The organism is Microbacterium sp. Root61 (assembly GCF_001427525.1).
In the GTDB taxonomy this organism is placed as follows: Bacteria; Actinomycetota; Actinomycetes; order Actinomycetales; family Microbacteriaceae; genus Microbacterium.
On the sequence record NZ_LMGU01000001.1, the window covers coordinates 1,507,702 to 1,527,943 of the forward strand.

Below are 20,242 nucleotides of genomic sequence, written 5' to 3' on the forward strand. Positions count from 1 at the left end.
GGAACCGCGCTCCGCGTCACCGCGGAGCCGTTCCCGAGCAACATACCCCGAACCCGGGGCTGCTCGACACTGCGAGCAACCCCGGATTCGGGATCATGTCGACTAGTTCTCGTAGCCTGCCTGGATGTCGCTGAGCACGGTCGCCTGGTCCTTACCGTCGATCCAGTTGACCATTCCCTTCCAGAACGATCCGGCGCCCACGGTGGAGGGCATCAGGTCGGATGCGTCGAAGCGCACCGTCGTGTTCGGGTCCTGGAGCAGCTCCATGGCCTCGGTGAGGAACTGGCTGGAGGCCAGGCTCGGGTCGGCGTTCAGGTTGGCCGAGATGTTGCCGCCCAGGCTGACGCGTGCGTCGGCCCACTCCGGGCTGGACATGTACTCGAGCACCTGGACGGTCGCCGGGGAGTCGGAGAACGCGGTGACGAACTCGCCACCCACCTCGATGGTGGCCGCGCCCTCTTCGAAGCCGGGGAGCACGAAGGCGTACACATCGCCATCGGGCGCCACCGTCGGAGCGTTGCCGTCAGCCGTCTTCACGTCCAGGAAGTTGGCCGACAGGAACGACGCCTGGTGCGTCAGAGGGCAGGTGCCATCGGCGACCTTGGCCGCCACGTCGCCGAATGCCGTCGAGTTGATGCTCTTGACGTCACCGAAGCCGGCGTTGACGTAGGCCGGGTTCAGGAGGATGTCGCCGACCGCCGTGAACGCGTCCGCGATCTGCGGGTCGGTGAACTCGACCTCGTTGGCGACCCACTGGTCGTAGACCTCGGGGCCGGACTGGCGCAGGACGAGGTCCTCGACCCAGTCGGTGCCCGGCCAACCGGAGGCGTCACCCGAGGCGAATCCGGCGCACCACGGTGCGGCTCCGGTCTTCTCCTGGATCGTCTTGGTCAGCGTGATGAGCTCATCCCACGTCTTGGGGACTTCGACGCCCCACTCCGCGAAGGATGCCGGCGAGTACCAGACGTAGCCCTTGATGTTCGCGAGCATGGGGGCCGCGTAGAACACGTCGTCGACGGTGCCGTAGGCCTTCCAGTCGGGCGACCAGTTCTCGTCGACGTTCGTGACGACGCCCTCGGGGGCCGGCTTGACCTCACCGGTGCCGACGAGCGTCTTCAGCAGACCCGGCTGCGGCACGATCGCGATGTCCGGGGCGGAGCCGCCGTCGACCTTCGTGACGATGTTGCCTTCGAAGCTCTTGTCACCCGTGTACTCGACGATGATGCCGGTGTCCTCGGTGAACTGCTCGAACGACTTCTGCATGTTGTCCGCCTCGATGCCGGTGATGCCACCGGAGATCTTGACGGTCTGGCCCTCGACCGAGCCGGAGGACGTGTCGTCGCCTCCACCTTCGGTGCACCCCGCAAGAGCGAGGACTGCAACCACACCCAGTCCGATGCCCACGGTCGCGCGGCGCGCCAGTGATGACCGCATTTCATTCATTGCTGTCTCCTCGTTGAGTCTCTCTTGCGTGCGATGCGCACCGATTCCCGATTGCACTAGGGAACCGCTTCCATGCACAACGTATTCGATCCCCATGTTGCCGCACAAGCCGGGATAGTCACAACTCAGTAACCATGGGATTTCCGAGGATCAGGCGAGCTCGTCGCCCCCGATTGACGTTGTGGAACCGTTTCCCGAAATGTGCTGCCCTTCCGCTAGCATGTGGGAGGCGACGATGTCGTCGCCCGAGAGAGGGAGGCCTGCGCCGTGGCCGGTATCGCCGACGTCGCCGAACTGGCGGGTGTGTCCAAGTCCACCGCCAGTCGCGCCCTGAGCGGCCGCGGCTACGTCTCCGACGAGACGCAGACCCGCGTGCGGGATGCCGCCGAGCGTCTCGGCTACGTGCCGTCCACGACCGCGGTCAGCCTGGCGACCGGTCGCACCGACACGGTCGGGGTGATCATGCCCGCCGTCAACCGCTGGTTCTTCGGCGAGGTGCTGGAAGGCATCCAGACGGCATTGGTCGAACGCGGGCTGGATCTCGCCCTCTACAACGCCAAGCCCGGCACGCCCGGCCGAGCCAGGATCTTCGATCACTATCTCGCCCGCCAGCGCTTCGACGGCGTCATCGCGGTCGGGCTCGAACCGGCCGACCACGAGATGGAGCGGCTGCACACGATCGGGCGCCCCATCGTCACCGTCGTCGGCTCCTCCCCCGGTGCCAGCGCGATCGCCATCGACGATCTGTACGCCGCCCGTCGCGCCACTGAGCACCTGCTCGCCCTCGGCCACCGTCGCATCGCGTTCGTCGGCGGCGCCCAGGAGCTGCATTGGGCTCACGTCGACAAGCTCCGCCTGCAGGGCTACCAGGAGTCGATGATCGACGCGGGTCTCGAGGAGTACATCCGGCACATCCCCGCCGTGCTCTCGCTGCCGGGCGGGTACGCGGCATCCGTCGACTTCCTCGGCGATACGCGCCGACGCCCGACCGCCATCGTCGGCGTCTGCGACGAGGTCGCGATCGGCGCCATCATCGCCGCAAGGCGGATCGGCGTGAGGGTGCCGAGCGACCTCAGCGTGGTCGGCATCGACGATCACGAGCACGCCGACATGTTCTCGCTCACGACGCTGCGGCAGAGCCCGCGCGCTCAGGGGTACGAGGCGGTGCAGCTGCTCATCGCGCAGATGGAGGACCCGGGTGCCCCGCCGCGCCACATCGCCGCGTCGTCGCGACTGATCGTGCGCAACTCGACCGGCCCGGCCGACCGCGAGTCCTCGGCGATCGAAGCGGGCACCAGCCTCGGGTGAGGCCCGCTCCCCCACCAGCACGGGTAAGACGAAGAACCCCGGATGCACGCATCCGGGGTCCTTCAGACTCAGAGGAGTCGACTACTTGAGCGTGACGGTCGCGCCGGCCTCTTCAAGAGCGGCCTTGGCCTTCTCAGCGGCTTCCTTGGAAGCGCCCTCGAGCACTGCCTTGGGTGCGCCGTCGACGACGGCCTTGGCCTCGCCGAGGCCCAGCGAGGTGAGCTCGCGGACGGTCTTGATGACCTGGATCTTCTTGTCGCCTGCCGACTCGAGGATGACGTCGAACGCGGACTGCTCTTCGGCCTCTTCGGCAGCAGCGCCGCCGGCAGCGCCGGCAACAGCGACCGGAGCCGCAGCGGTGACGTCGAACTTCTCCTCGAACGCCTTCACGAACTCGCTGAGCTCGATGAGGGTCAGGTCAGCAAACTGCTCGAGCAGCTGCTCGGTGGTGAGCTTCGCCATGATGTATCTCCTATTGATGGGGTTTGTGGAAAGAGATCGCCGGTCGCTTACGCGGCCTCAGCGGTCTCCAGCTTTTCGCGAAGCGCGTCGATGGTGGCCGCAGCCTTGCCCATCGTCGCCTTCATCATGCCCGCAGCCTTCGCAAGCAGAACCTCACGGCTCTCGAGCGAGGCGTACTTGTTGATCTCGTCGACGTTGAGGACGTTGCCCTCGAAGATGCCGCCCTTGATCACGAGAAGCGGGTTCGCCTTGGCGAAGTCACGCAGAGCCTTCGCAGTGGCGACGAAGTCGCCGTGCACGAATGCGACAGCCGACGGACCCTTGAGGTCCTCATCCAGCGCAGTGATCCCCGCGTTGTTCGCGGCGATCTTGGTCAGCGTGTTCTTCACCACGGCGTACTGAGCGTCCTGACGGATGGTGTTGCGCAGCTGCTTGAGCTGGGCAACCGTCAGACCGCGGTACTCGGTCAGCAGGACGGCGTTCGAGTTCTCGAATGACTTCGTGAGCTCGGAGACCGATGCATCCTTCTGCGCCATGGTCACTCCTTGGTGTGTACGTGACGCTCCGCGGTGGCGGAGCGACAGCCGCAGCACCCGCTCATCTCTCATCACGGCAACAAAAAAGCTCCGGCGCAAGCGCACGGAGCTGGATTCTCGGAGAGAGTCATTCGTACACCTGCGCGGGCCTCTGCAATGCAGTGCTTAGATCTTCGTTCGCTTGCGCGCACGTTGATGACCGGCGGTCTTTGGCTACCCACCAGCGTACGGGATGCCTCGGCCCTCGCCAAATCGGGGACGTCAGCGCTGCGCTACCGTGCGCTGCGCCAGCACCAGAGCGGTCGCCTCGGCCCGCGAACTCACGCCGAGCTTGCGGAAGATCTTGGCGACGTGGAACTTGACGGTGTTCTCGCTGATGCCGAGGTTCGCGGCGATCTCACGGTTGCGCTGCCCGGAGATCAGCAGCCCCAGCACGTCGGCCTCGCGCCTGCCGAGGTCCCACGCGGTCGGTGCCGCGCTCAGCGCGGTGGGCGGATCCAGCGGCATCGCGACGGACATCTCGGTGCCCCAGCCCGGCGTCGCCTGGAACGACAGCCGTCCGTTCAGCGCGAGCACGCGCTGCCGCACCAGTCGCAGCTGGACGCTCTCGTCGGACAGATCGCCCGGACCGTCGTCGCGCACGTTGATGAGGAGGTTCGTGCCGTCGCAGTCCCATTGCACCCGCACGCGGCTGACGTCGTGCCGATCGACGAGAGCGAGAATCGACCCACGCACCACGGCGCGGGCGCCATGGGCGATCTCGCTCGGCAGAGCCCGGCCGTCTACGGGCGGCTCTACGAACTGCACGTCGATGTCGCGGTACCGCACCAGCGGGCGCAGGTCATCGCGCAGCCGCTCGAATGCGGTGGTCACGGGCTCCTCGGTGAAGGTGCGCACGCGGTCGCTCGCCGTGCGCAGGTGCACCATCCCCTCGGCGGCGATGCGGGTCGCGGTCTGACGCGCGGCGCGGTCGTCGAGGCTCGCGGAGCGCAGCACGGCCAGCACCGATTCCAGGGTCGTGGAGTACTCGTCGGCCAGCTCGGTCAGAGCCTCCATGCGCACGCTGGAGGTCGCCCGCGCCCGCTGCAGATAGTCCGGAGGAGCGGCATCCGCCAGCTCCTGCACGCGCAGCGCGACGATGTTCCACAGCTGCAGCACGGCCTCGTCGTTGCGTTCGTCCCCCGGTTCGGCCAGGACGAGCAGCGCCCCGTTCGTCGACAGGACTTGAAGGGCGTCGACCGATCCGGTCGCGGTCGGCACACCGCCACGGCGCGTGCGGCCGGGGCGCAGCATCCGTCGCAGATCGTCGAGGGCGAGGAACGAGACGCCGTCGACGAAGGATGCGGCACCCGCACCTTCGCGCTGCCCACCGGCCGCGTCGGCGACGAGGACGACGACGGCCGTGTGCGCCACGAGCGGGGCGAGCAGACCGGAGAGCCGCTGCGGCAGCACCTGCGGCGGCGCGGTGAGCACCTCGGCGAGATCCCGGAGCGTGTCGCCACCCGGTGCCCACTCCTTGTTCGTCACGTCCATGGCCTCACGATACGGGCTACCCACCCGTTCGGGTAGCAAGACAACCCTCACGAGGTATCGCACTACCCGAAATGATCGGACAGGCTCGAGGCGAGCGAGTTCGCATCGCTCCGAACGGAAGGACGAGGATGTCTGGGAACAGAGCGGTCGCCTACGAGGGACCCGGAGTCGTGAAGGTGATCGACACCGACTACCCCGATTTCGAGCTGCACGACGGACCGGGCGTGAACCCGGCGAACATCGGACGCAAGATCCCGCACGGCGTGATCCTGCGCACGGTCGCGACGAACATCTGCGGCTCCGATCAGCACATGGTGCGCGGCCGCACGACAGCCCCCGCCGGGCTCGTGCTCGGTCACGAGATCACCGGCGAAGTGGTCGAGGTCGGCCCCGACGTCGAGTTCATCAAGGTCGGCGACATCGTCTCGGTGCCGTTCAACATCTCCTGCGGCCGCTGCCGCAACTGCAAGGAGGGCAAGACCGGGATCTGCCTGAACGTCAACCCGGACCGCCCCGGCAGCGCCTACGGATACGTCGACATGGGCGGCTGGGTCGGCGGGCAGGCCGAGTACGTGCTGGTCCCCTACGCGGACTGGAACCTGCTGCGCTTCCCGGACCGCGACCAGGCGCTGGAGAAGATCCTCGACCTCGCGATGCTGTCCGACATCTTCCCGACCGGGTTCCACGGAGCCGTCACGGCAGGTGTGGGCGTCGGATCGACCGTCTACATCGCCGGTGCCGGGCCCGTCGGGCTCGCCGCCGCGGCGGGTGCGCAGCTGCTGGGTGCCGCCGTCGTCATCGTCGGCGATCTGAACGAGGACCGCCTCGCCCAGGCCCGCAGCTTCGGCTGCGAGACGGTCAACGTGGGCAACGGGTCCGTGCCCGATCAGCTCGCGCAGCTCCTCGGCGTGCCCGAGGTCGACGCGGCCATCGATGCGGTCGGCTTCGAGGCCCGCAGCGAGGGGCATGGCGCCCACGCCAAGGAAGCGCCCGCGACGGTGCTGAACTCGCTCATGGATGTGACCGCCGCCGGCGGTGCCATCGGCATCCCGGGTCTGTACGTGACCGGCGACCCGGGAGCCGTGGATGAGGCGGCCAAGATCGGCTCGCTCTCGCTCAGCCTCGGCACCGGATGGGCGAAGTCACTGTCGTTCACCACCGGCCAGTGCCCCGTCATGCGCTACAACCGCCAGCTGATGATGGCGATCCTGCACGACAAGGTCCACATCGCGAAGGCCGTGAACGCGAAGGCGATCTCGCTGGATGACGCGCCCCGCGGTTACGCGGAGTTCGACGCCGGCGCCGCCACCAAGTACGTCCTCAACCCCAACGGCTACATCGCCGCCTGATCCGCATCACCCCAAGGAGAACACCATGTCCGCATTGACCCTCGCAGACGCCCGTTCGATCATCGCCGCCGCAGAGAAGCGCGCCGACGAGATCGGCCAGCCCATGAACATCGCCGTCGTCGACGCCGGCGGCAACCTGATCGCCCACGTGCGCCAGGACGGCGCCTGGATCGGCAGCGTCGACATCTCGATCAGCAAGGCGTGGACCTCACGCGCCTTCGACATCCAGACCAAGGACCTGGGCGACAACTCGCAGCCGACGCAGCAGTTCTTCGGCATCCACACCACCAACGGCGGCAAGGTCGCGATCTTCGCGGGCGGCGTGCCGCTGCGTCGCGACGGCGTGGTCGTCGGCGGCCTCGGCGTCAGCGGAGGCTCCGGCGAGCAGGACCAGACGGTCGCCGAGGCCGGCGCCGCCTCGCTCTAGCTTTTCGCGGGGGCGTGGGTCGCAGCATCCGCTCGCACCCCACCCTCGAGAAACTCCATTGCGGCTGGGAAACGGCGCGTCGCACCGTTTCCCAGCCGCAGTGCTGTTTCTCGAGGCGACGACGAACGCCACGACGCCGTCGGATGCCACGACAAGAGCCGCCGCAACGGCCACCGGCGGCGGGTCAGTCCGCGGGCGTCCTCGCCCGCGCGTACGCTCGAAGGGTGACTCCTGAACTCGCCGCCCGGATCGTCGCGGACTCCCGCGATCGGGTGGCCTGGGTGCGCGCACGGTCGCGCGGGATCACGGCGACGGATGTCGCGAGCCTGACCAGCGAGCGGGTCATCTCACGCGCCGCCGACGCGAAGCTGATGGGCTCGGGCTTCTCCGGCAACGCGTACACGAACCACGGCCGCATCCGCGAGCCCGAGATCGCCGCGTGGGTCGCGGCGACCCACGGCATCCAGCCCTCGTCCGCGCTGTTCCACGCCGAGGTCGAGAAGCGCCACCTCGCCACGCCTGACGGCGTCGCGGTCGATGCGGCCGGGCGTGTGACCCTGTGCGAGATCAAGACGACGAACAAGAAGTGGCGCAGCATCCCCCGTACGTACCTGCGCCAGGTGTGGTGGCAGCAGCACGTCCTCGGCGCAGAGCGCACGCTGGTCGCGTGGGAGGAGCACGAGGACTTCGTGCCCGTCGGCGATGAGCCGCGCTGCGCCTGGGTCGACCGCGACGACGCCGAGATCGCGAAGCTCGTGGGCCTGGCGACCTCGCTCATCGACGAGCTGTACCGCCGCACCACCCTGCGCACGACCCCCCTCGCCGAGCGGATGCCGCCACCACAGCCACCGAGGGAGCCCTTCCGGGCACTGGCCCTGGCCGACTGAGAGCAATGGTTGACACAAGTCAACGATCTGGTTATAGTTGATCTTCGTCAACTATTGCGCCAACGTCGTCGCGCCTCTCGTTCGCTAAAGAAAGCCGCCGCCCATGGCAATGTCCTCCTCGTCCTCGGACACCTTGGAGAAGCCCAAGATGACGCACCGCCAGGTGCTCGAGGCCCTTTCCGGCCTGCTCTTGGGCATGTTCGTGTCGATGCTCGCATCCACGGTCGTCTCCACCTCGCTCCCCGTCATCGTCCACGACCTGGACGGCGACCAGGCCGCCTTCACCTGGGTCGTCACGGCGACCCTGCTGACCACGGCCATCTCCACCCCGATCTGGGGCAAGCTCGCCGACCTCTTCAACCGCAAGCTGCTCATCCAGATCGCGATCGTCATCTTCGTACTGGCCACGGCGGCCGCGGGCTTCTCGCAGAACCCCGAGACCCTCATCGCGTTCCGCGCGATCCAGGGCATCGGCGCCGGCGGTCTCGCCGCGCTCAGCCAGGTCATCATGGCCGACATCATCAGCCCGCGTGAGCGCGGTCGCTACATGGGTCTGTTCGGCGCCGTCATGGCCCTCGCCACCGTCGGCGGCCCGCTCCTCGGCGGACTGATCACCGACACGTGGGGATGGCGCTGGAACTTCTACGTCGCGCTGCCCTTCGCGATCCTCGCCCTGATCATCCTGCAGAAGACGCTGCACATCTCGCCGCTGGCAAAGCGCAAGGTGAGCATCGACTACAGCGGCATCGTGCTGCTCTCCGGCGCCGTGTCGCTGCTGCTCATCTGGGTGACCCTCGCCGGCGACAGCTTCGAGTGGTGGAGCCTCCAGACGGTCCTGATGGTCGGCGGCGCGCTCCTGGCGACCGCGCTGTTCATCGTCGTCGAGCTGCGCTCGAAAGAGCCGCTCATCCCGCTGTCGATGTTCCGCAACCTCACCTTCACCCTCTCGGTGATCGCCTCGATCGCCACGGGCATCGCGATGTTCGGCGCCTCGGTGTTCCTCAGCCAGTACATGCAGCTGGCCCGCGGCGCCTCGCCGACCGAAGCCGGCCTCATGACGATCCCGATGATCGCCGGTCTGCTGCTGTCGTCGATCGGCGTCGGCGCGCTCATCACACGGTTCGGTCGCTGGAAGCCGTACCTGATCGTCGGATCGGTCTTCCTGATCGTCGGCGCGTACATGCTGTCGACCATCCAGTACGACACGAACTTCGTGCTCGTCTCGGTGTACATGTTCCTGCTCGGTGCGGGCGTGGGCATGACGATGCAGAACCTCGTACTCGTTGTGCAGAACACGTCGAAGCCGAACGAGATCGGCGTCGCAAGCTCGGGAGTCACCTTCTTCCGCAGCCTCGGCGGCACCATCGGTGTCTCCCTCATGGGAGCGGCGCTGGCCTCACGTGTCACCGAGCTGATGACCGAGCGCAAGGACGACATCATGGCCGCGGTCATGGCCTTGGGCGACAAGGGTGCCGATGTGGCGGCTCAGCTGCAGTCCGGCGCACTGCCCCAGGTCTCGACCATGCCCGAGTCGGTCCGCGTGATCATCGAGGACATCTACGCGCAGGGCATCTCGCACGCGTTCCTGATCGCTGTGCCGTTCGCCGTGATCAGCCTGCTCGCGATCGTGTTCCTGCCGAACAAGTCGCTGACGAACATGACCACGAGCGAGCGGATCCGCGCGAGCGAAGCCGACCTCGCCACCGTCTCGGTGCCCGAGGGTATGGACGTGCTGACGGCGACCGGCAGCGTCCGCGTGGCCGAGCGCGAGCGCGGCTCCGCAACAGGACAGGATGCCTCGTCCGGGTCACTCGATTCCCGCGGATAGTGTCGTCATCATGAGCGAGCACGACACTCAGGGGGCGCGCACCGAAGCGGTGCGCGCCCTCGAGGCCGAATTCGGGGAGCTGATCAATCAGTTCCGCCGCATCCTGACCGAGAACGCGAACCGGGTAAGCCCCGGGATGCTGCCCGGGGCTTACAAGGTATTCACCACCATCGTGCGGCGCGAAAGCGTCACCCTCTCCGCGCTGGCCGAATCACTGACTGCGGACAAGGGCCAGATCAGCCGGGCCGTGCGTGAGCTCGAACAGCTCGGGCTGATCGTGCGCACCCCGGACCCTGCCGATGGCCGCTCCAGTCTGCTCTCCCCCACGCCGCTCGGTATGGAGCGACTGGATGAAGCGCGCCGCCCGCAGGAGCACACGCTCCTGCACGCGCTGGGAGACTGGCCGATCGAGGACATCAACAACCTCACTCGGCTCCTGCACGCACTGTCCTCAGGCGTGACCCCCTCCTCCTGAGCAGCCCGAACGCTTCGGCGTTTAGTCCGCAGGCGGGACTTCCGGGCGCTCCCCGAGTAGTGAGAGCAGCCGCCGCAGGATCCGCTGCTCGCTGTCCGGCGCGCACAGCTGCGGCCGGAACAGCGCGGTCTGTTTGATGCCCTCCATCGCGGCCAGCGTCAGGTCCACAGCCCGATCGACGTCATCGCACACCAGCTCGCCCGCCCCGACCGCGCGGTGGGTGAGCCCCAGGAACAGGCGCTCGGTCTCGTCGAGGAAGCCGGCCCAGCTCGTGCGCACCTCCGCGTTGTACAGCGAGAGCGCCACGATCTCGGTGGTGAACACCCGATTCGCGTCGTCGAGAAGGCAGGCCCGCACCGAGTACCCGACCGCCGCGGCGAGCTGGTCGTAGGGACCGCTCGCCGCGGCAATCGCAGCACCGATGTCATCGCGCCACCGGGCGTAGTAGACGCCGCACGCGGCGAGGACGACCTCCTGCTTCGAGGAGAAGTGCCAGTACAGGCTGCCTTTGGTGACCCCCGCGCCGGCGGCGATCGCGTCCATGTTGACGCTCGCGATCCCCCGGCTGGAGAACAGCGTGAACGCCGCGAGCGCGAGTTCGTCCGGCTTGCCGGAGACAGCGGTGGGCATGGGGCTACCGTATACCGGTCGGCGTGGACGCCGCCCTCAGGCGGCGACGGCTGCCGTCAGGAACGACGGGACCCGTTCGGTGAATCCTGCCGCCGGAAGTTCGGCGCGCAGCCACGCGAGTGAGTCTGCGAGCATCGGCCCCCCTTGGCCTTCGCACTCGATGCTGAGGACGCCGTCGAATCCGTGGGCGCTGAGTCGGTGCAGGATCTGGCGGATGTTGTCGGCGTTGACGCCGTTGCCGGCGGCGACGTGACTGATCGCGATTCCCGTCGCCCCACCGCGCGCGGCGGCGGCCAATGACTCAGAGACATCCTTGATGTGCACGTGATGGATGCGGTCGATGAAGCGATCGGCGAACTCGACGGGGTCGTTACCGGCGATGAACGAGTTGCCGGTGTCGAGGTTGAGTCGCAGCCAGGGCGTATCGCCGCAGAAGTCGAGCATCTCGGCGAGCCAGTCCGGGCGGGTAGTGAAGTAGCCGTGGACCTCGATCGTGACGACGACCTGGTGCGCCTCGGCGACGCGGATGATCTCGCCGTAGGAGCGCTTCATCAGGTCGAGCGCCTCGCGGTCTTCGAGCCCTTCGGGCTTGTGCAGTCCGTCCGTCGTCGCCACGCGGGGGCTCCCCGCGAGCGAGGCCCACGCGATCGCCTTCTGCACGTACGGCACGCCGATCGACATCCCGTCACGTCCCGAGAGCGGGTACGCGGCATCGATCTGGGAGAACTCGACCCCGTAGCGCTCCATCTTGCGGCGCAGCAGCACGGGATCCTCGAGGAGCGAGATATGCGGGAAGTAGCCGAGTCCATGGATCCAGCACGCACCGTCGATCACCCCCGGCTCGATGTAGTGCACGTCGTTCTCCTGCGCCCAGGCGAGCGCCTGCTCGAACGACTTATGGCTGGAGTTGAAGGCATCCGTGTGGAACCCGATCCCGATCTCTGGCATGGCGAACCTCTCTGTTCTCGTACTGCTCGGTATGCGATGCATCCCTCAACCCCCTATCGACTGCGGTGGTGTGGATACATTCTCCATACTAGGCAGTATGGAGATCACTGTCGAGAGTCTCCTCGCAGAGACCCTTCCCCGCGAGACGCGGCAAAGTACCCGACCCCGAGCACGGAACAGCCTTCTGCCGCGTCTCGCGGAATGGAGGAGCCTAAGCACCGCCGCCCGCACCGGGCGATGGAGTGGGCGACGCTCGCGTCAGCGGCGACGCCTGGTCACTGGTTGCTGAAAGCGGCGTCGAAGGGGTTCTCCGGCGCCTTCCACAACAGCGACCGCACGAATCCGACGGCCTCGGCGGCGCCGTGCAGTCGATCCATCGCAGCGTCTTCCCACTCGACCGAGATCGGGCCGCTGTAGCCGATCGCATCGAGCGCGCGGAAGGAGTCCTCCCACGGCACGTCCCCGTGCCCGGTCGAGACGAAGTCCCACCCGCGCCGCGGGTCGCCCCATGTCTGGTGCGACCCCAGCACGCCCGCGCGGCCGTTGCGCGGCCGCATCCGCGTGTCCTTGCAGTCGACGTGGTAGATCCGGTCCTGGAAGTCCCAGATGAACCCGACCGGGTCGATGTTCTGCCACATCATGTGGCTCGGGTCCCAGTTGAAGCCGAACGCGGGCCGGTGGCCGATCGCTTCGAGGGCGCGCACACTCGTCCAGTAGTCGTACGCGATCTCGCCCGGGTGCACCTCATGCGCGAATCGCACGCCCTCGTCGTCGAAGACGTCGAGGATCGGATTCCAGCGTGCGGCGAAGTCCTCGTAGCCCCCCTCGATCACGCTCGCCGGCACCGGCGGAAACATCGCGACATAGGGCCAGATCGACGAACCGGTGAAACCGACGACGGTGTCGACCCCCAGCTTGCGCGCGACCCGTGCCGCGCGCTTCATGTCTTCCGCGGCCCGCTGCCGCACGCCCTCCGCGTCACCGTCGCCCCACACGTAGTCGCGCAGGATCGCCTGGTGGCGGAAGTCGATCGGAGCATCGCACACCGCCTGGCCGGCGAGGTGGTTCGAGATCGCGAAGACCTTGAGCCCGTGGCGGTCCAGGATCTCCAGACGGGATGCCGCGTAGTCGTCGTCCTCGTCGGCGCGCTGCAGATCGAGATGATCGCCGGATGCCGCGATCTCCAGTCCGTCGTACCCCCAGGAGGCGGCGATCCGCGCGACCTCCTCGAAGGGCAGGTCCGCCCACTGACCGGTGAACAGGGTGACGGGATGCGTCGACATGGCAGCTCCAGTGATGATGTCGGGACTTACAGTGTGGCCGACGCCGACCCGGATCGCGCGTCCTGCAGCGCGGTGAGGTACGCCAGCGAGCGCTGTGCAAGCTCGTCCTGCGACGCCGCGAGGGGGCGCCAGACCGAGGCAGCGACCGCGATGGTCGCGTTCTCGCCGGTGAAGCTCTCCAGCCCCAGGATGCCGCGATAGTCGGCGTCATCGAGCGCGTCGAGCAGGCCAGGCCAATCGGTGTGGTCGTCTCCGACCGCGCCGCGGTCGTTGCCGCACACCTGCACGTAGGCGATCGCGCGCCCGGCCGTGCGGATCGCATCGGCCGGCCGCTTCTCCTCGATGTTGAGGTGGTAGGTATCCAGGGCCAGACCGAGCCCGGGTCCGAGGATCGGACCGAGGGCGACCAGCGCCTGGTCGACGGTGTTGAGCACGCTCGTCTCATAGCGGTTCAGCGGCTCGACGGCGAGCGCGACGCCGGACTCGGCGGCCTCCGCCACGAGCGGTTCGAGGTTGCGGCGCAGTTCGGTCGCGGCATCCGCTCGTTCTTCGTCACTCATGCGCCAGGTGACGCCGGTCGGAGCGTAGAAGGGGCCCGCGACGGTGGCCGCGCCGAGGGCCGCGGCCGCCGAGATGCACGCACGAAGATAGGCCTGCGTCGCGGCGACATCGCCCGCGCGCGCCAGGAGTGATCGGCCGGGGCCCATCGCGCCCACCACGACGGGTGTCAGCCCGAGCTCGTCGAGGAGGTCGCGCGCACGCAGCGGATCCCAGTCGCCGACATTCTCCAGCGGGAGCTCGATCGCACCGAACCCCATACCGGCTGCACGGCGGGCGAGTTCGTCCAGGCTCGTGTCGGTCAAGGGCGAGGTCCACACCCAGGTGTTGACGCCGATCGTGCGATGCATGTGCTCTCCTCCATCACATGGGGATGTCCCATCCTCCCGTCGAAGCACGACGGGAGGATGGGACAGTACTGCGGTTTACGGAATCTGGCGCTGCTGCCAGACCTCCGGGTAACCGGGCAGGTTCTCTCCGCCGAACTTGGCGTAGTGCCCGTCGGGCATGCCGTCATTGGCCTCGAGGTAGGGGTCGACCTCTTCCGCGGTGATGGGGCTCTGCGGGAGCACCCACTCCTTCGGAACCTCCTGGCCGGCGAAGATCATCTGAGCCGCCAGCAGCGGGGTGCGCCACTGGAAGTTCGAGTAGACGGGCGCGAGTCCCGTGAGGCCCGTGTCCTTCCACTTACGCAGGAAGCTCATCTCGTCTTCACCGGTCATGACCGGGTAGTCCGCTCCGGCGTCCTCGAACGCCTCGATCGCCGCGACGGCGCCGTCACCGGCATCCATCCAGATGCCCTGGACGTCGCCCTTGGCGAGCTCGTCGGCGATGATGCTCTTGATCTTCGCGGGGTCCGCACCGGTGAAGTAGTCCACCGCTTCGATACCGGCCTCGGAGAACAGCTTCTCGGCTGCCGCCCACCGGTGCTCGAGCACGTCGACACCGGGCAGGACGCGCAGTGCGACGACCTTGTCGCCCTTCTCGAGGTTGTCGATCAGGAACTCCGCCGTGTCGATTCCCCACGCGAATCCACCGATCGGGTGGATGAACGTGACCTGGCAATCCGTCTCGACGCCGCGGTCGAAGACGACGACGGGCTTGCCCGTCTCGCAGGCGCGCTCGACGGCCGGAGTCATCGCCGCCGTGCTGTTCGGCGAGATGAGGAAGACGTCGCAGTTGCCCTCGTTGATGAAGTAGTCGATGTCCGCGATCTGCGTGTCATCGGAGTCCTGCGCGTCGCGGGTCTCCATCTCGCTGATCGCTCCCGCGTCCTGCAGCACCTTGAGCTGCTGGTTCATGGTGATCCAGCCGGTCTGGCGCCAGGGGTTGGAGATCGAAGCGTTCGCGAAGCACGCCTTCTTCGCACCTGTGCTCGCGAAGGCCGACGTGTCGACCATCTCGGCGTTGATGTACTGCAGGTACGGCTCGTCCTCCGGACCCTGCGGAATGACATCCCGCTCCGCGTCCTGCTTGTCGAACAGGGCCTGGTCGAACCATTCGTTCGTCTCGGACGTCGGCGGCTCCGCGGAGTCAGACGGAGCCGTGACTCCGGGGTCCGTGGTGCAGCCGGCAAGCACGAACAGGCCGATGAGCGTCGTCGAGACGACGCCGATCTTCAGTGACCGTCGCATTGTCAACCTCCTTGGTTAACGTTGGGGCCCTCTGCTGTGAGGGCATGTGATCCGGACTGAGCAGGTTCCTCGGGGGAACCCGGCTCCTTCCCCGTAGCGGGAGAAGACTGTGTGGATGCCGCGGCTCGTGGCTTCGAGCGGCGGGCACGGAACGCGACGCCGGAGTAGGCGACCGCAGCGATGATGATGACGCCCTGGACCGTGTCGCGCAGTGTCGACGGGACACCGGCGATGTTCAGCAGCAGGAAGAGCGCCTCCAGAACGAAGGCGCCGGCCACCGCCGCGACCACCCAGCCTCGGCCTCCGCCGAGCACCACGCCGCCGAGGACGACGGCGGTGATCGCGACGAACTCGTAGCCGCGACCGACCGAGGGGTGCACGCCGGCGTAGCCGACCAGGAGCACTCCGGCCAGCGTGGCCGACAGCGACGAGATGATGAACGCCCGGGTGGTGACCCACCACGTGCGCGCCCCGGCGTAGCGGGCGGCCGTGCGGTTGTCGCCGACGGCGATCATCGTCTTGCCCAGGGGTCGCTTGGTGAGCCAGATCGCCAGCGCGAGCCAGACGGCGAGCACCACGACGGCCCAGGGCAGGAAGTCGAGGAACGGGATGTCGCGGATGCCGCCACGTCCGATCTCGCGGAAGCTGTCGGCGGGATTGCCCGTCGCGGCTCCCCCGGTCCACCACAGCACGAGGCCGAGGAGGGCGAGCATCATGCCGAGCGTGACGATGAACGACGGCACCTTCAGGAGCGTCGTGAGCAGACCGTTGATCAGACCGATGAAGGCGCCGAAGACGAACATCAGGATGAGGACCGGTACCGTGCGCGCGTCATCCTGACCGACGAGGTTGCCGGCGATGATCACCTGTGCGGTGATGAGCGACCCCTGGGAAAGGTCGAACTCGCCGGAGACGATGACGAAGTACTGGCCGATCGCGACGATGGCGACCGGAGCGACGCGCTGGATGAAACGCATGAGCTGTCCGGGCTCGGCGAAGTTCGGGTTCAGGATCGTGATGGCCACGAGCAGGATGACCAGCAGCAGGAACACGGCGCCGCGGGGGCTCACCAGGGTGCGCAGGGCGTTCACGAGCGACCTCCCTCGGTCGTTGCGAGCTGACCGTCGGCGACGGCGGGTGCCGCGCTCCCGGATGTACTCGTTCCGCCGGGTCCGAACCTCGCTCGACGGTTCACCACCGCGCGGCGGCTGTAGACGGCGACGGCCGCGACGATGACGACGCCGCGCACGACGTCCTTGAGGAACGGGTTGACCTGCATGACGCTCATGACGCTGTCGACGACGGCGAAGATCGCGACGCCGCCGATCGTGCCCCAGACCGAACCGCGTCCACCCATCAGCAGGGTGCCGCCGAGCACCACCGCGGCGATCGAAAGCAGCGCGTAGCCGCCCTGCTGGCCGACGGTCGGGCTGCCGACACCGAGCCGGCTGGCCAGGAGCAGACCCGCGAGCCCCGCGAACACCGAGCACAGCACGTGCGCCATGATGAGCGGTCGCTTCGTGCGCAGGCCGGAGAGCCGCGAGACCTCCGCGTTGCCGCCGACGGCGTACAGGTGGGCACCCGCACGGGTGCGGTCGAGCATGAGCCAGATCACCACGGCCAGCACGATCATGATGATCGTCGAGACCGGCACGGGACCGATCCCGGTCGCCCCGATGAGCTGGAACTCCCACGGCACACTGCCCGCGCTCCCCTGGAACGCGGTGTTGAGCACGCCCTGGAGAATGAGGCCGACACCGAGTGTCGCGATGAAGCCGTTGACCTTCAGCACCGTGACGATCAGGCCGTTGGCCAGTCCGATGCCGGCGCAGACGAGCAGCGTGAGCGTGACCGCCCACGGGATGTTCGCCGGGTTGCCGTTCATCGTGGTCGCCCCGACGAGGCTGGCGAGACTGATGACGTACGTCACCGACAGGTCGAGCGACGCGCCCAGCACCACGAGGGTCTGACCGATCGCGACGAGTCCGAGCACGCTCATCCCGGTGAGGATGTCGCGGATGTTGCCGGGACTGAAGAAGTTCCGTCCCACCGTGGAGACGAGGATGGCGCCGATCACGATGACGACGATCAGGGCCACCAGCACGATCAGGGTCGTACCGCCGCCGGTGACGGCTGCGCGGATGCGCTTCATGAGCGCTCACCCCCTTCCGGCTCAGGCTCGGGTCTGTCTTCCACGGCGAGGACCCGCGGGTCCTCGATGACGTCGGCCGCGGTCTCGACCGATCCGGTCGCAGCGGCGAGCACTTCGTGCTCGGCGGCACCCGCGGGCAGCTCGGCGGCGAGGATGCCGTCGCGCATGACGAGGATCCGATCGCTCATGCCGATCACCTCGGGCAGCTCCGACGAGACCATCAGGACGGCCTTGCCTTCTGCGGCCAGCCGCCGCATCAGTGTGTAGACGGCGATCTTGGCGCCGACATCGATCCCTCGTGTCGGCTCGTCGAACAGCACGACCTGCGGCTCGGTGACGAGCCACTTCGCGAGCACGACCTTCTGCTGGTTGCCGCCGGAGAGGAACTGCACCTCCTGGTCGACACCGCGCGAGGTGACCTCGAGGCTGGACAGGATGCCGGGGACCGACCGTCGCGAAGCGCCCGTGCGGCCAGCGAAGACACCGCGTACAACCAGGAGCGCATTGTCGAGCACCGACTGGCCGAGGGCGAGCCCCTGCGCCTTGCGGTCTTCGGTCACCAGCGCGATGCCGGCTTTGACCGCGGCGCGCGGCGAGGTGAAGCGCACGGTCCTGCCGTCCAGCGTCATGCGCCCGCGCGTAAAGGCGTGCGCACCGAAAATCGCCTCGGCGAGCTCGGTGCGGCCCGAGCCCTGGAGGCCGGCGAGCCCGACGATCTCCCCCGCGCGCAGCTGGAGCGAGACGCCGTCGACGTATTCGTTGCCGGCATCCTCCAGCGCGATGCGGGGCTCGCCCACGACGGTGCCCTCTTCGGCGACCGGGAAGTAGGACTGGATGGGGCGGCCCACCATGCGACGCACCAGCTCACCGGTCGACAGGTCGGCCGTGGCATCCGTCGACACCAGCGAACCGTCCTTGAGGATCGTGATCCGATCGCACAGGTCGAAGATCTCCTTGAGACGGTGCGAGACATAGATCACGGCGACACCGCGGCCGGTGAGGCGTCGGATGATGCCGTAGAGCAGCTCGACCTCGTGATCGCTCAGGGCAGCCGTCGGCTCGTCCATCGAGATGACCTTGGCGTCGAACGAGAGCGCCTTGACGATCTCGACGATCTGCTGCTCGGCCACGCTGAGCGAACCGACTCGCGCGCCGGGGTCGATGAAGTCGACACCCAGGTCGGTGAGGATCTCGCGGGTGCGCCGCGCCATGGCGCGCTTGTCGAGGAACACTCCTTTGCGAGGTTCGCGACCGAGGAAGACATTCTGCGCGACGGTGCGCTCCGGGAGGAGGTTGAACTCCTGGAACACCGTGACCAGGCCGTCGTTCATTGCCTGCAGCGGGTGCGTGTAGGCGACGACGCGCCCTTCGAACTCGACGGTGCCGGCGTCGGCCTGATGCACGCCGGCGAGGATCTTCATGAAGGTCGACTTGCCGGCGCCGTTCTCGCCGACGAGGCCGTGCACCTCGCCCCGGCGGACATCGATGTCGATGCCGCGGAGCACGGAGACGCCGAAGAAGCTCTTGTCGATGCCTGTGGCGCGCAGCACGATCTCGGCTGATGCCGTGTCGGGCCGCGTCGCGGACTCGGGCAAGGTCTCGGTCACGAGTGCACCTCCACCCACTGGCCGGTGGCCGCGGACTCGAGCACGGCGGCGGTGAGGATGACGGAGCGCAGACCGTCGTCGAACGTGGGCAGGCCGTCCGGGGTGTCTCCGGACATCGCCGCGTAGGCGTCGGAGACGAAGGCGTTGAAGGCGTCCTGGTAGCCCATCGGGTGCCCGGCGGGTACGAGGGACAGTCGTGCGGAGTCGGGGCTGGCGGCGATCGGATCGCGCAGGATCAGCTGGGATCCCTCGCGACGGCCGATCCAGAGCTCTTCGGGGCGCTCCTGCGCGAACCGGAGGCTCTCGGCGGTGCCGTGCAGCTCCAGGACCAGGGCGTTCTTGCGGCCGGGCGCCATCTGCGACACGAGGATCGTGCCGAGCGCGCCGCCGGCGAGCTCCACGACGAGGGCGGCGATGTCCTCGTTGGCGACGGCGTTGCCGGCCCGACGCGGGAACACCGTGCGGGTGCGAGCAGACAGACGTGCCACGCGGTCGCCGGTGACGAACTCGATGAGGTCGACCAGGTGGGATCCGATGTCGGCGAAGGCGCGGGATGCCCCGCCCTGGGCAGCATCGACACGCCAGTTCTCGTCGCCGGCCTCGAGCAGCCAGTCCTGCAGGTAGGAGCAGTCCAGGGTGAGAAGGGTGCCGACCTCCCCGGACGCGATACGTGCGCGCGCTTCGCGGACGATGGGGTGGTAGCGGTAGACGAAGGGAACCGCGCCGACGACGCCGTGCACCTGTGCGGCTTCGACCAGGAGACGTGCGTCATCCACCGTCGTGGCGAGCGGCTTCTCGCAGATGACGTGCTTGCCGGCGGCCACTGCTGCGGCGGCATAGCCTGCGTGCGTCGCGTTCGGAGTGCAGACGTGCACCACGTCGATGTCGTCGGCGGCCAGCAGATCTGCCGTGTCCTGCTCCGCCCGATCGATGCGTAGCGTGCGTGCCGCTTCCTGCGCACTCGTGACGCGGGACGATGCCACGCTCTGCAGAAGTGCACCGGCTGCGCGGCTCGCGCGGCTGTGCACCTGGGCCATGAAGCCCGCACCGAGGAACCCGGCTCGGAGCGTGCCGACCTCGGTGTCGGCGACATCCATTGTCATGAGGTGATACTGACACACCTCCGGCAACTTTTGCTAGGTCTTCGTCAAAAGTCTTCCGATCGAGTTCATTTAGTTATCT

19 protein-coding genes are annotated in these 20,242 nt (G+C 67.7%); 6 read left to right on the forward strand and 13 right to left on the reverse strand.

The window, feature by feature from the left end:
* Positions 1-102: 102 nt before the first annotated feature.
* The gene (locus ASD65_RS07335; RefSeq protein ID WP_442922450.1) at positions 103-1,434 is read right to left on the reverse strand and encodes an ABC transporter substrate-binding protein; all 1,332 of its coding nucleotides are present in this window, start codon (positions 1,432-1,434) and stop codon (positions 103-105) included.
* A gap of 276 nt (positions 1,435-1,710) precedes the next feature.
* Between ASD65_RS07335 and ASD65_RS07340 the strand changes: the two genes are divergently transcribed.
* Positions 1,711-2,751 carry a LacI family DNA-binding transcriptional regulator gene (locus ASD65_RS07340; RefSeq protein ID WP_056220531.1) on the forward strand — a complete coding sequence of 347 codons (1,041 nt, stop codon included), beginning with the start codon at positions 1,711-1,713 and terminating at the stop codon, positions 2,749-2,751.
* 81 nt (positions 2,752-2,832) lie between these two features.
* On the opposite strand, the gene rplL is transcribed toward ASD65_RS07340, so the two are convergent.
* The 3 genes from rplL to ASD65_RS07355 form a co-directional block, all read right to left on the reverse strand.
* Positions 2,833-3,213: a 50S ribosomal protein L7/L12 gene (rplL, locus tag ASD65_RS07345; RefSeq protein WP_056220535.1), complete on the reverse strand. Its 381-nt coding sequence runs from the start codon at positions 3,211-3,213 to the stop codon at positions 2,833-2,835.
* A gap of 47 nt (positions 3,214-3,260) precedes the next feature.
* Positions 3,261-3,749: a 50S ribosomal protein L10 gene (gene rplJ, locus ASD65_RS07350; protein ID WP_056220538.1), complete on the reverse strand. Its 489-nt coding sequence runs from the start codon at positions 3,747-3,749 to the stop codon at positions 3,261-3,263.
* Between the two features lie 261 nt (positions 3,750-4,010).
* A complete protein-coding gene (locus ASD65_RS07355; RefSeq protein WP_056220540.1) occupies positions 4,011-5,282 on the reverse strand; it encodes a helix-turn-helix transcriptional regulator in 1,272 nt (423 codons plus the stop codon).
* Between the two features lie 128 nt (positions 5,283-5,410).
* On the opposite strand from ASD65_RS07355, the gene fdhA reads away from it, so the two are divergent.
* The 5 genes from fdhA to ASD65_RS07380 all read left to right on the forward strand — a co-directional run bounded on the left by fdhA (position 5,411) and on the right by ASD65_RS07380 (position 10,248).
* Positions 5,411-6,631, forward strand: a complete 1,221-nt coding sequence (fdhA, locus tag ASD65_RS07360; protein ID WP_056220543.1) for a formaldehyde dehydrogenase, glutathione-independent — start codon at positions 5,411-5,413, stop codon at positions 6,629-6,631.
* 25 nt (positions 6,632-6,656) lie between these two features.
* Positions 6,657-7,058 (forward strand): GlcG/HbpS family heme-binding protein, encoded by a 402-nt coding sequence (locus tag ASD65_RS07365; protein ID WP_056220546.1) that lies wholly within the window; start codon positions 6,657-6,659, stop codon positions 7,056-7,058.
* Between the two features lie 224 nt (positions 7,059-7,282).
* Entirely contained in the window at positions 7,283-7,945 is a 663-nt protein-coding gene (locus tag ASD65_RS07370; protein WP_056220549.1) for a YqaJ viral recombinase family protein, read from the forward strand.
* A 103-nt stretch (positions 7,946-8,048) separates the two neighbouring features.
* A complete protein-coding gene (locus ASD65_RS07375; RefSeq protein ID WP_200948634.1) occupies positions 8,049-9,773 on the forward strand; it encodes an MDR family MFS transporter in 1,725 nt (574 codons plus the stop codon).
* A 10-nt stretch (positions 9,774-9,783) separates the two neighbouring features.
* Positions 9,784-10,248, forward strand: coding sequence for a MarR family winged helix-turn-helix transcriptional regulator (locus ASD65_RS07380; protein ID WP_056220554.1), 465 nt, complete (start codon positions 9,784-9,786; stop codon positions 10,246-10,248).
* 21 nt (positions 10,249-10,269) lie between these two features.
* Here ASD65_RS07380 and ASD65_RS07385 read toward each other — a convergent pair whose 3' ends face one another.
* The 9 genes from ASD65_RS07385 to ASD65_RS07425 all read right to left on the reverse strand — a co-directional run bounded on the left by ASD65_RS07385 (position 10,270) and on the right by ASD65_RS07425 (position 20,163).
* Positions 10,270-10,878 carry a TetR/AcrR family transcriptional regulator gene (locus tag ASD65_RS07385; RefSeq protein WP_056220558.1) on the reverse strand — a complete coding sequence of 203 codons (609 nt, stop codon included), beginning with the start codon at positions 10,876-10,878 and terminating at the stop codon, positions 10,270-10,272.
* A 36-nt stretch (positions 10,879-10,914) separates the two neighbouring features.
* On the reverse strand, positions 10,915-11,826 hold the full coding sequence (locus ASD65_RS07390) for a sugar phosphate isomerase/epimerase family protein (protein WP_056220561.1): 912 nt from the start codon (positions 11,824-11,826) through the stop codon (positions 10,915-10,917).
* A gap of 275 nt (positions 11,827-12,101) precedes the next feature.
* Positions 12,102-13,109 carry a sugar phosphate isomerase/epimerase family protein gene (locus ASD65_RS07395; RefSeq protein WP_056220564.1) on the reverse strand — a complete coding sequence of 336 codons (1,008 nt, stop codon included), beginning with the start codon at positions 13,107-13,109 and terminating at the stop codon, positions 12,102-12,104.
* A gap of 26 nt (positions 13,110-13,135) precedes the next feature.
* Positions 13,136-14,017: a sugar phosphate isomerase/epimerase family protein gene (locus tag ASD65_RS07400; RefSeq protein ID WP_056220566.1), complete on the reverse strand. Its 882-nt coding sequence runs from the start codon at positions 14,015-14,017 to the stop codon at positions 13,136-13,138.
* A 75-nt stretch (positions 14,018-14,092) separates the two neighbouring features.
* The gene (locus ASD65_RS07405) at positions 14,093-15,301 is read right to left on the reverse strand and encodes a substrate-binding domain-containing protein (RefSeq protein WP_056220570.1); all 1,209 of its coding nucleotides are present in this window, start codon (positions 15,299-15,301) and stop codon (positions 14,093-14,095) included.
* A 2-nt stretch (positions 15,302-15,303) separates the two neighbouring features.
* Positions 15,304-16,392 (reverse strand): ABC transporter permease, encoded by a 1,089-nt coding sequence (locus ASD65_RS07410; RefSeq protein WP_082561616.1) that lies wholly within the window; start codon positions 16,390-16,392, stop codon positions 15,304-15,306.
* Positions 16,389-17,453: an ABC transporter permease gene (locus tag ASD65_RS07415; protein WP_056220573.1), complete on the reverse strand. Its 1,065-nt coding sequence runs from the start codon at positions 17,451-17,453 to the stop codon at positions 16,389-16,391. Before ASD65_RS07415 ends, ASD65_RS07410 begins: the two co-directional genes overlap by 4 nt.
* Complete coding sequence (locus ASD65_RS07420; RefSeq protein WP_235566626.1) at positions 17,450-19,060, reverse strand: sugar ABC transporter ATP-binding protein; 1,611 nt, start codon at positions 19,058-19,060, stop codon at positions 17,450-17,452. The genes ASD65_RS07415 and ASD65_RS07420 overlap by 4 nt, the downstream gene beginning before the upstream one ends.
* On the reverse strand, positions 19,057-20,163 hold the full coding sequence (locus ASD65_RS07425; RefSeq protein ID WP_056220576.1) for a Gfo/Idh/MocA family protein: 1,107 nt from the start codon (positions 20,161-20,163) through the stop codon (positions 19,057-19,059). Before ASD65_RS07425 ends, ASD65_RS07420 begins: the two co-directional genes overlap by 4 nt.
* Positions 20,164-20,242: the final 79 nt, after the last annotated feature.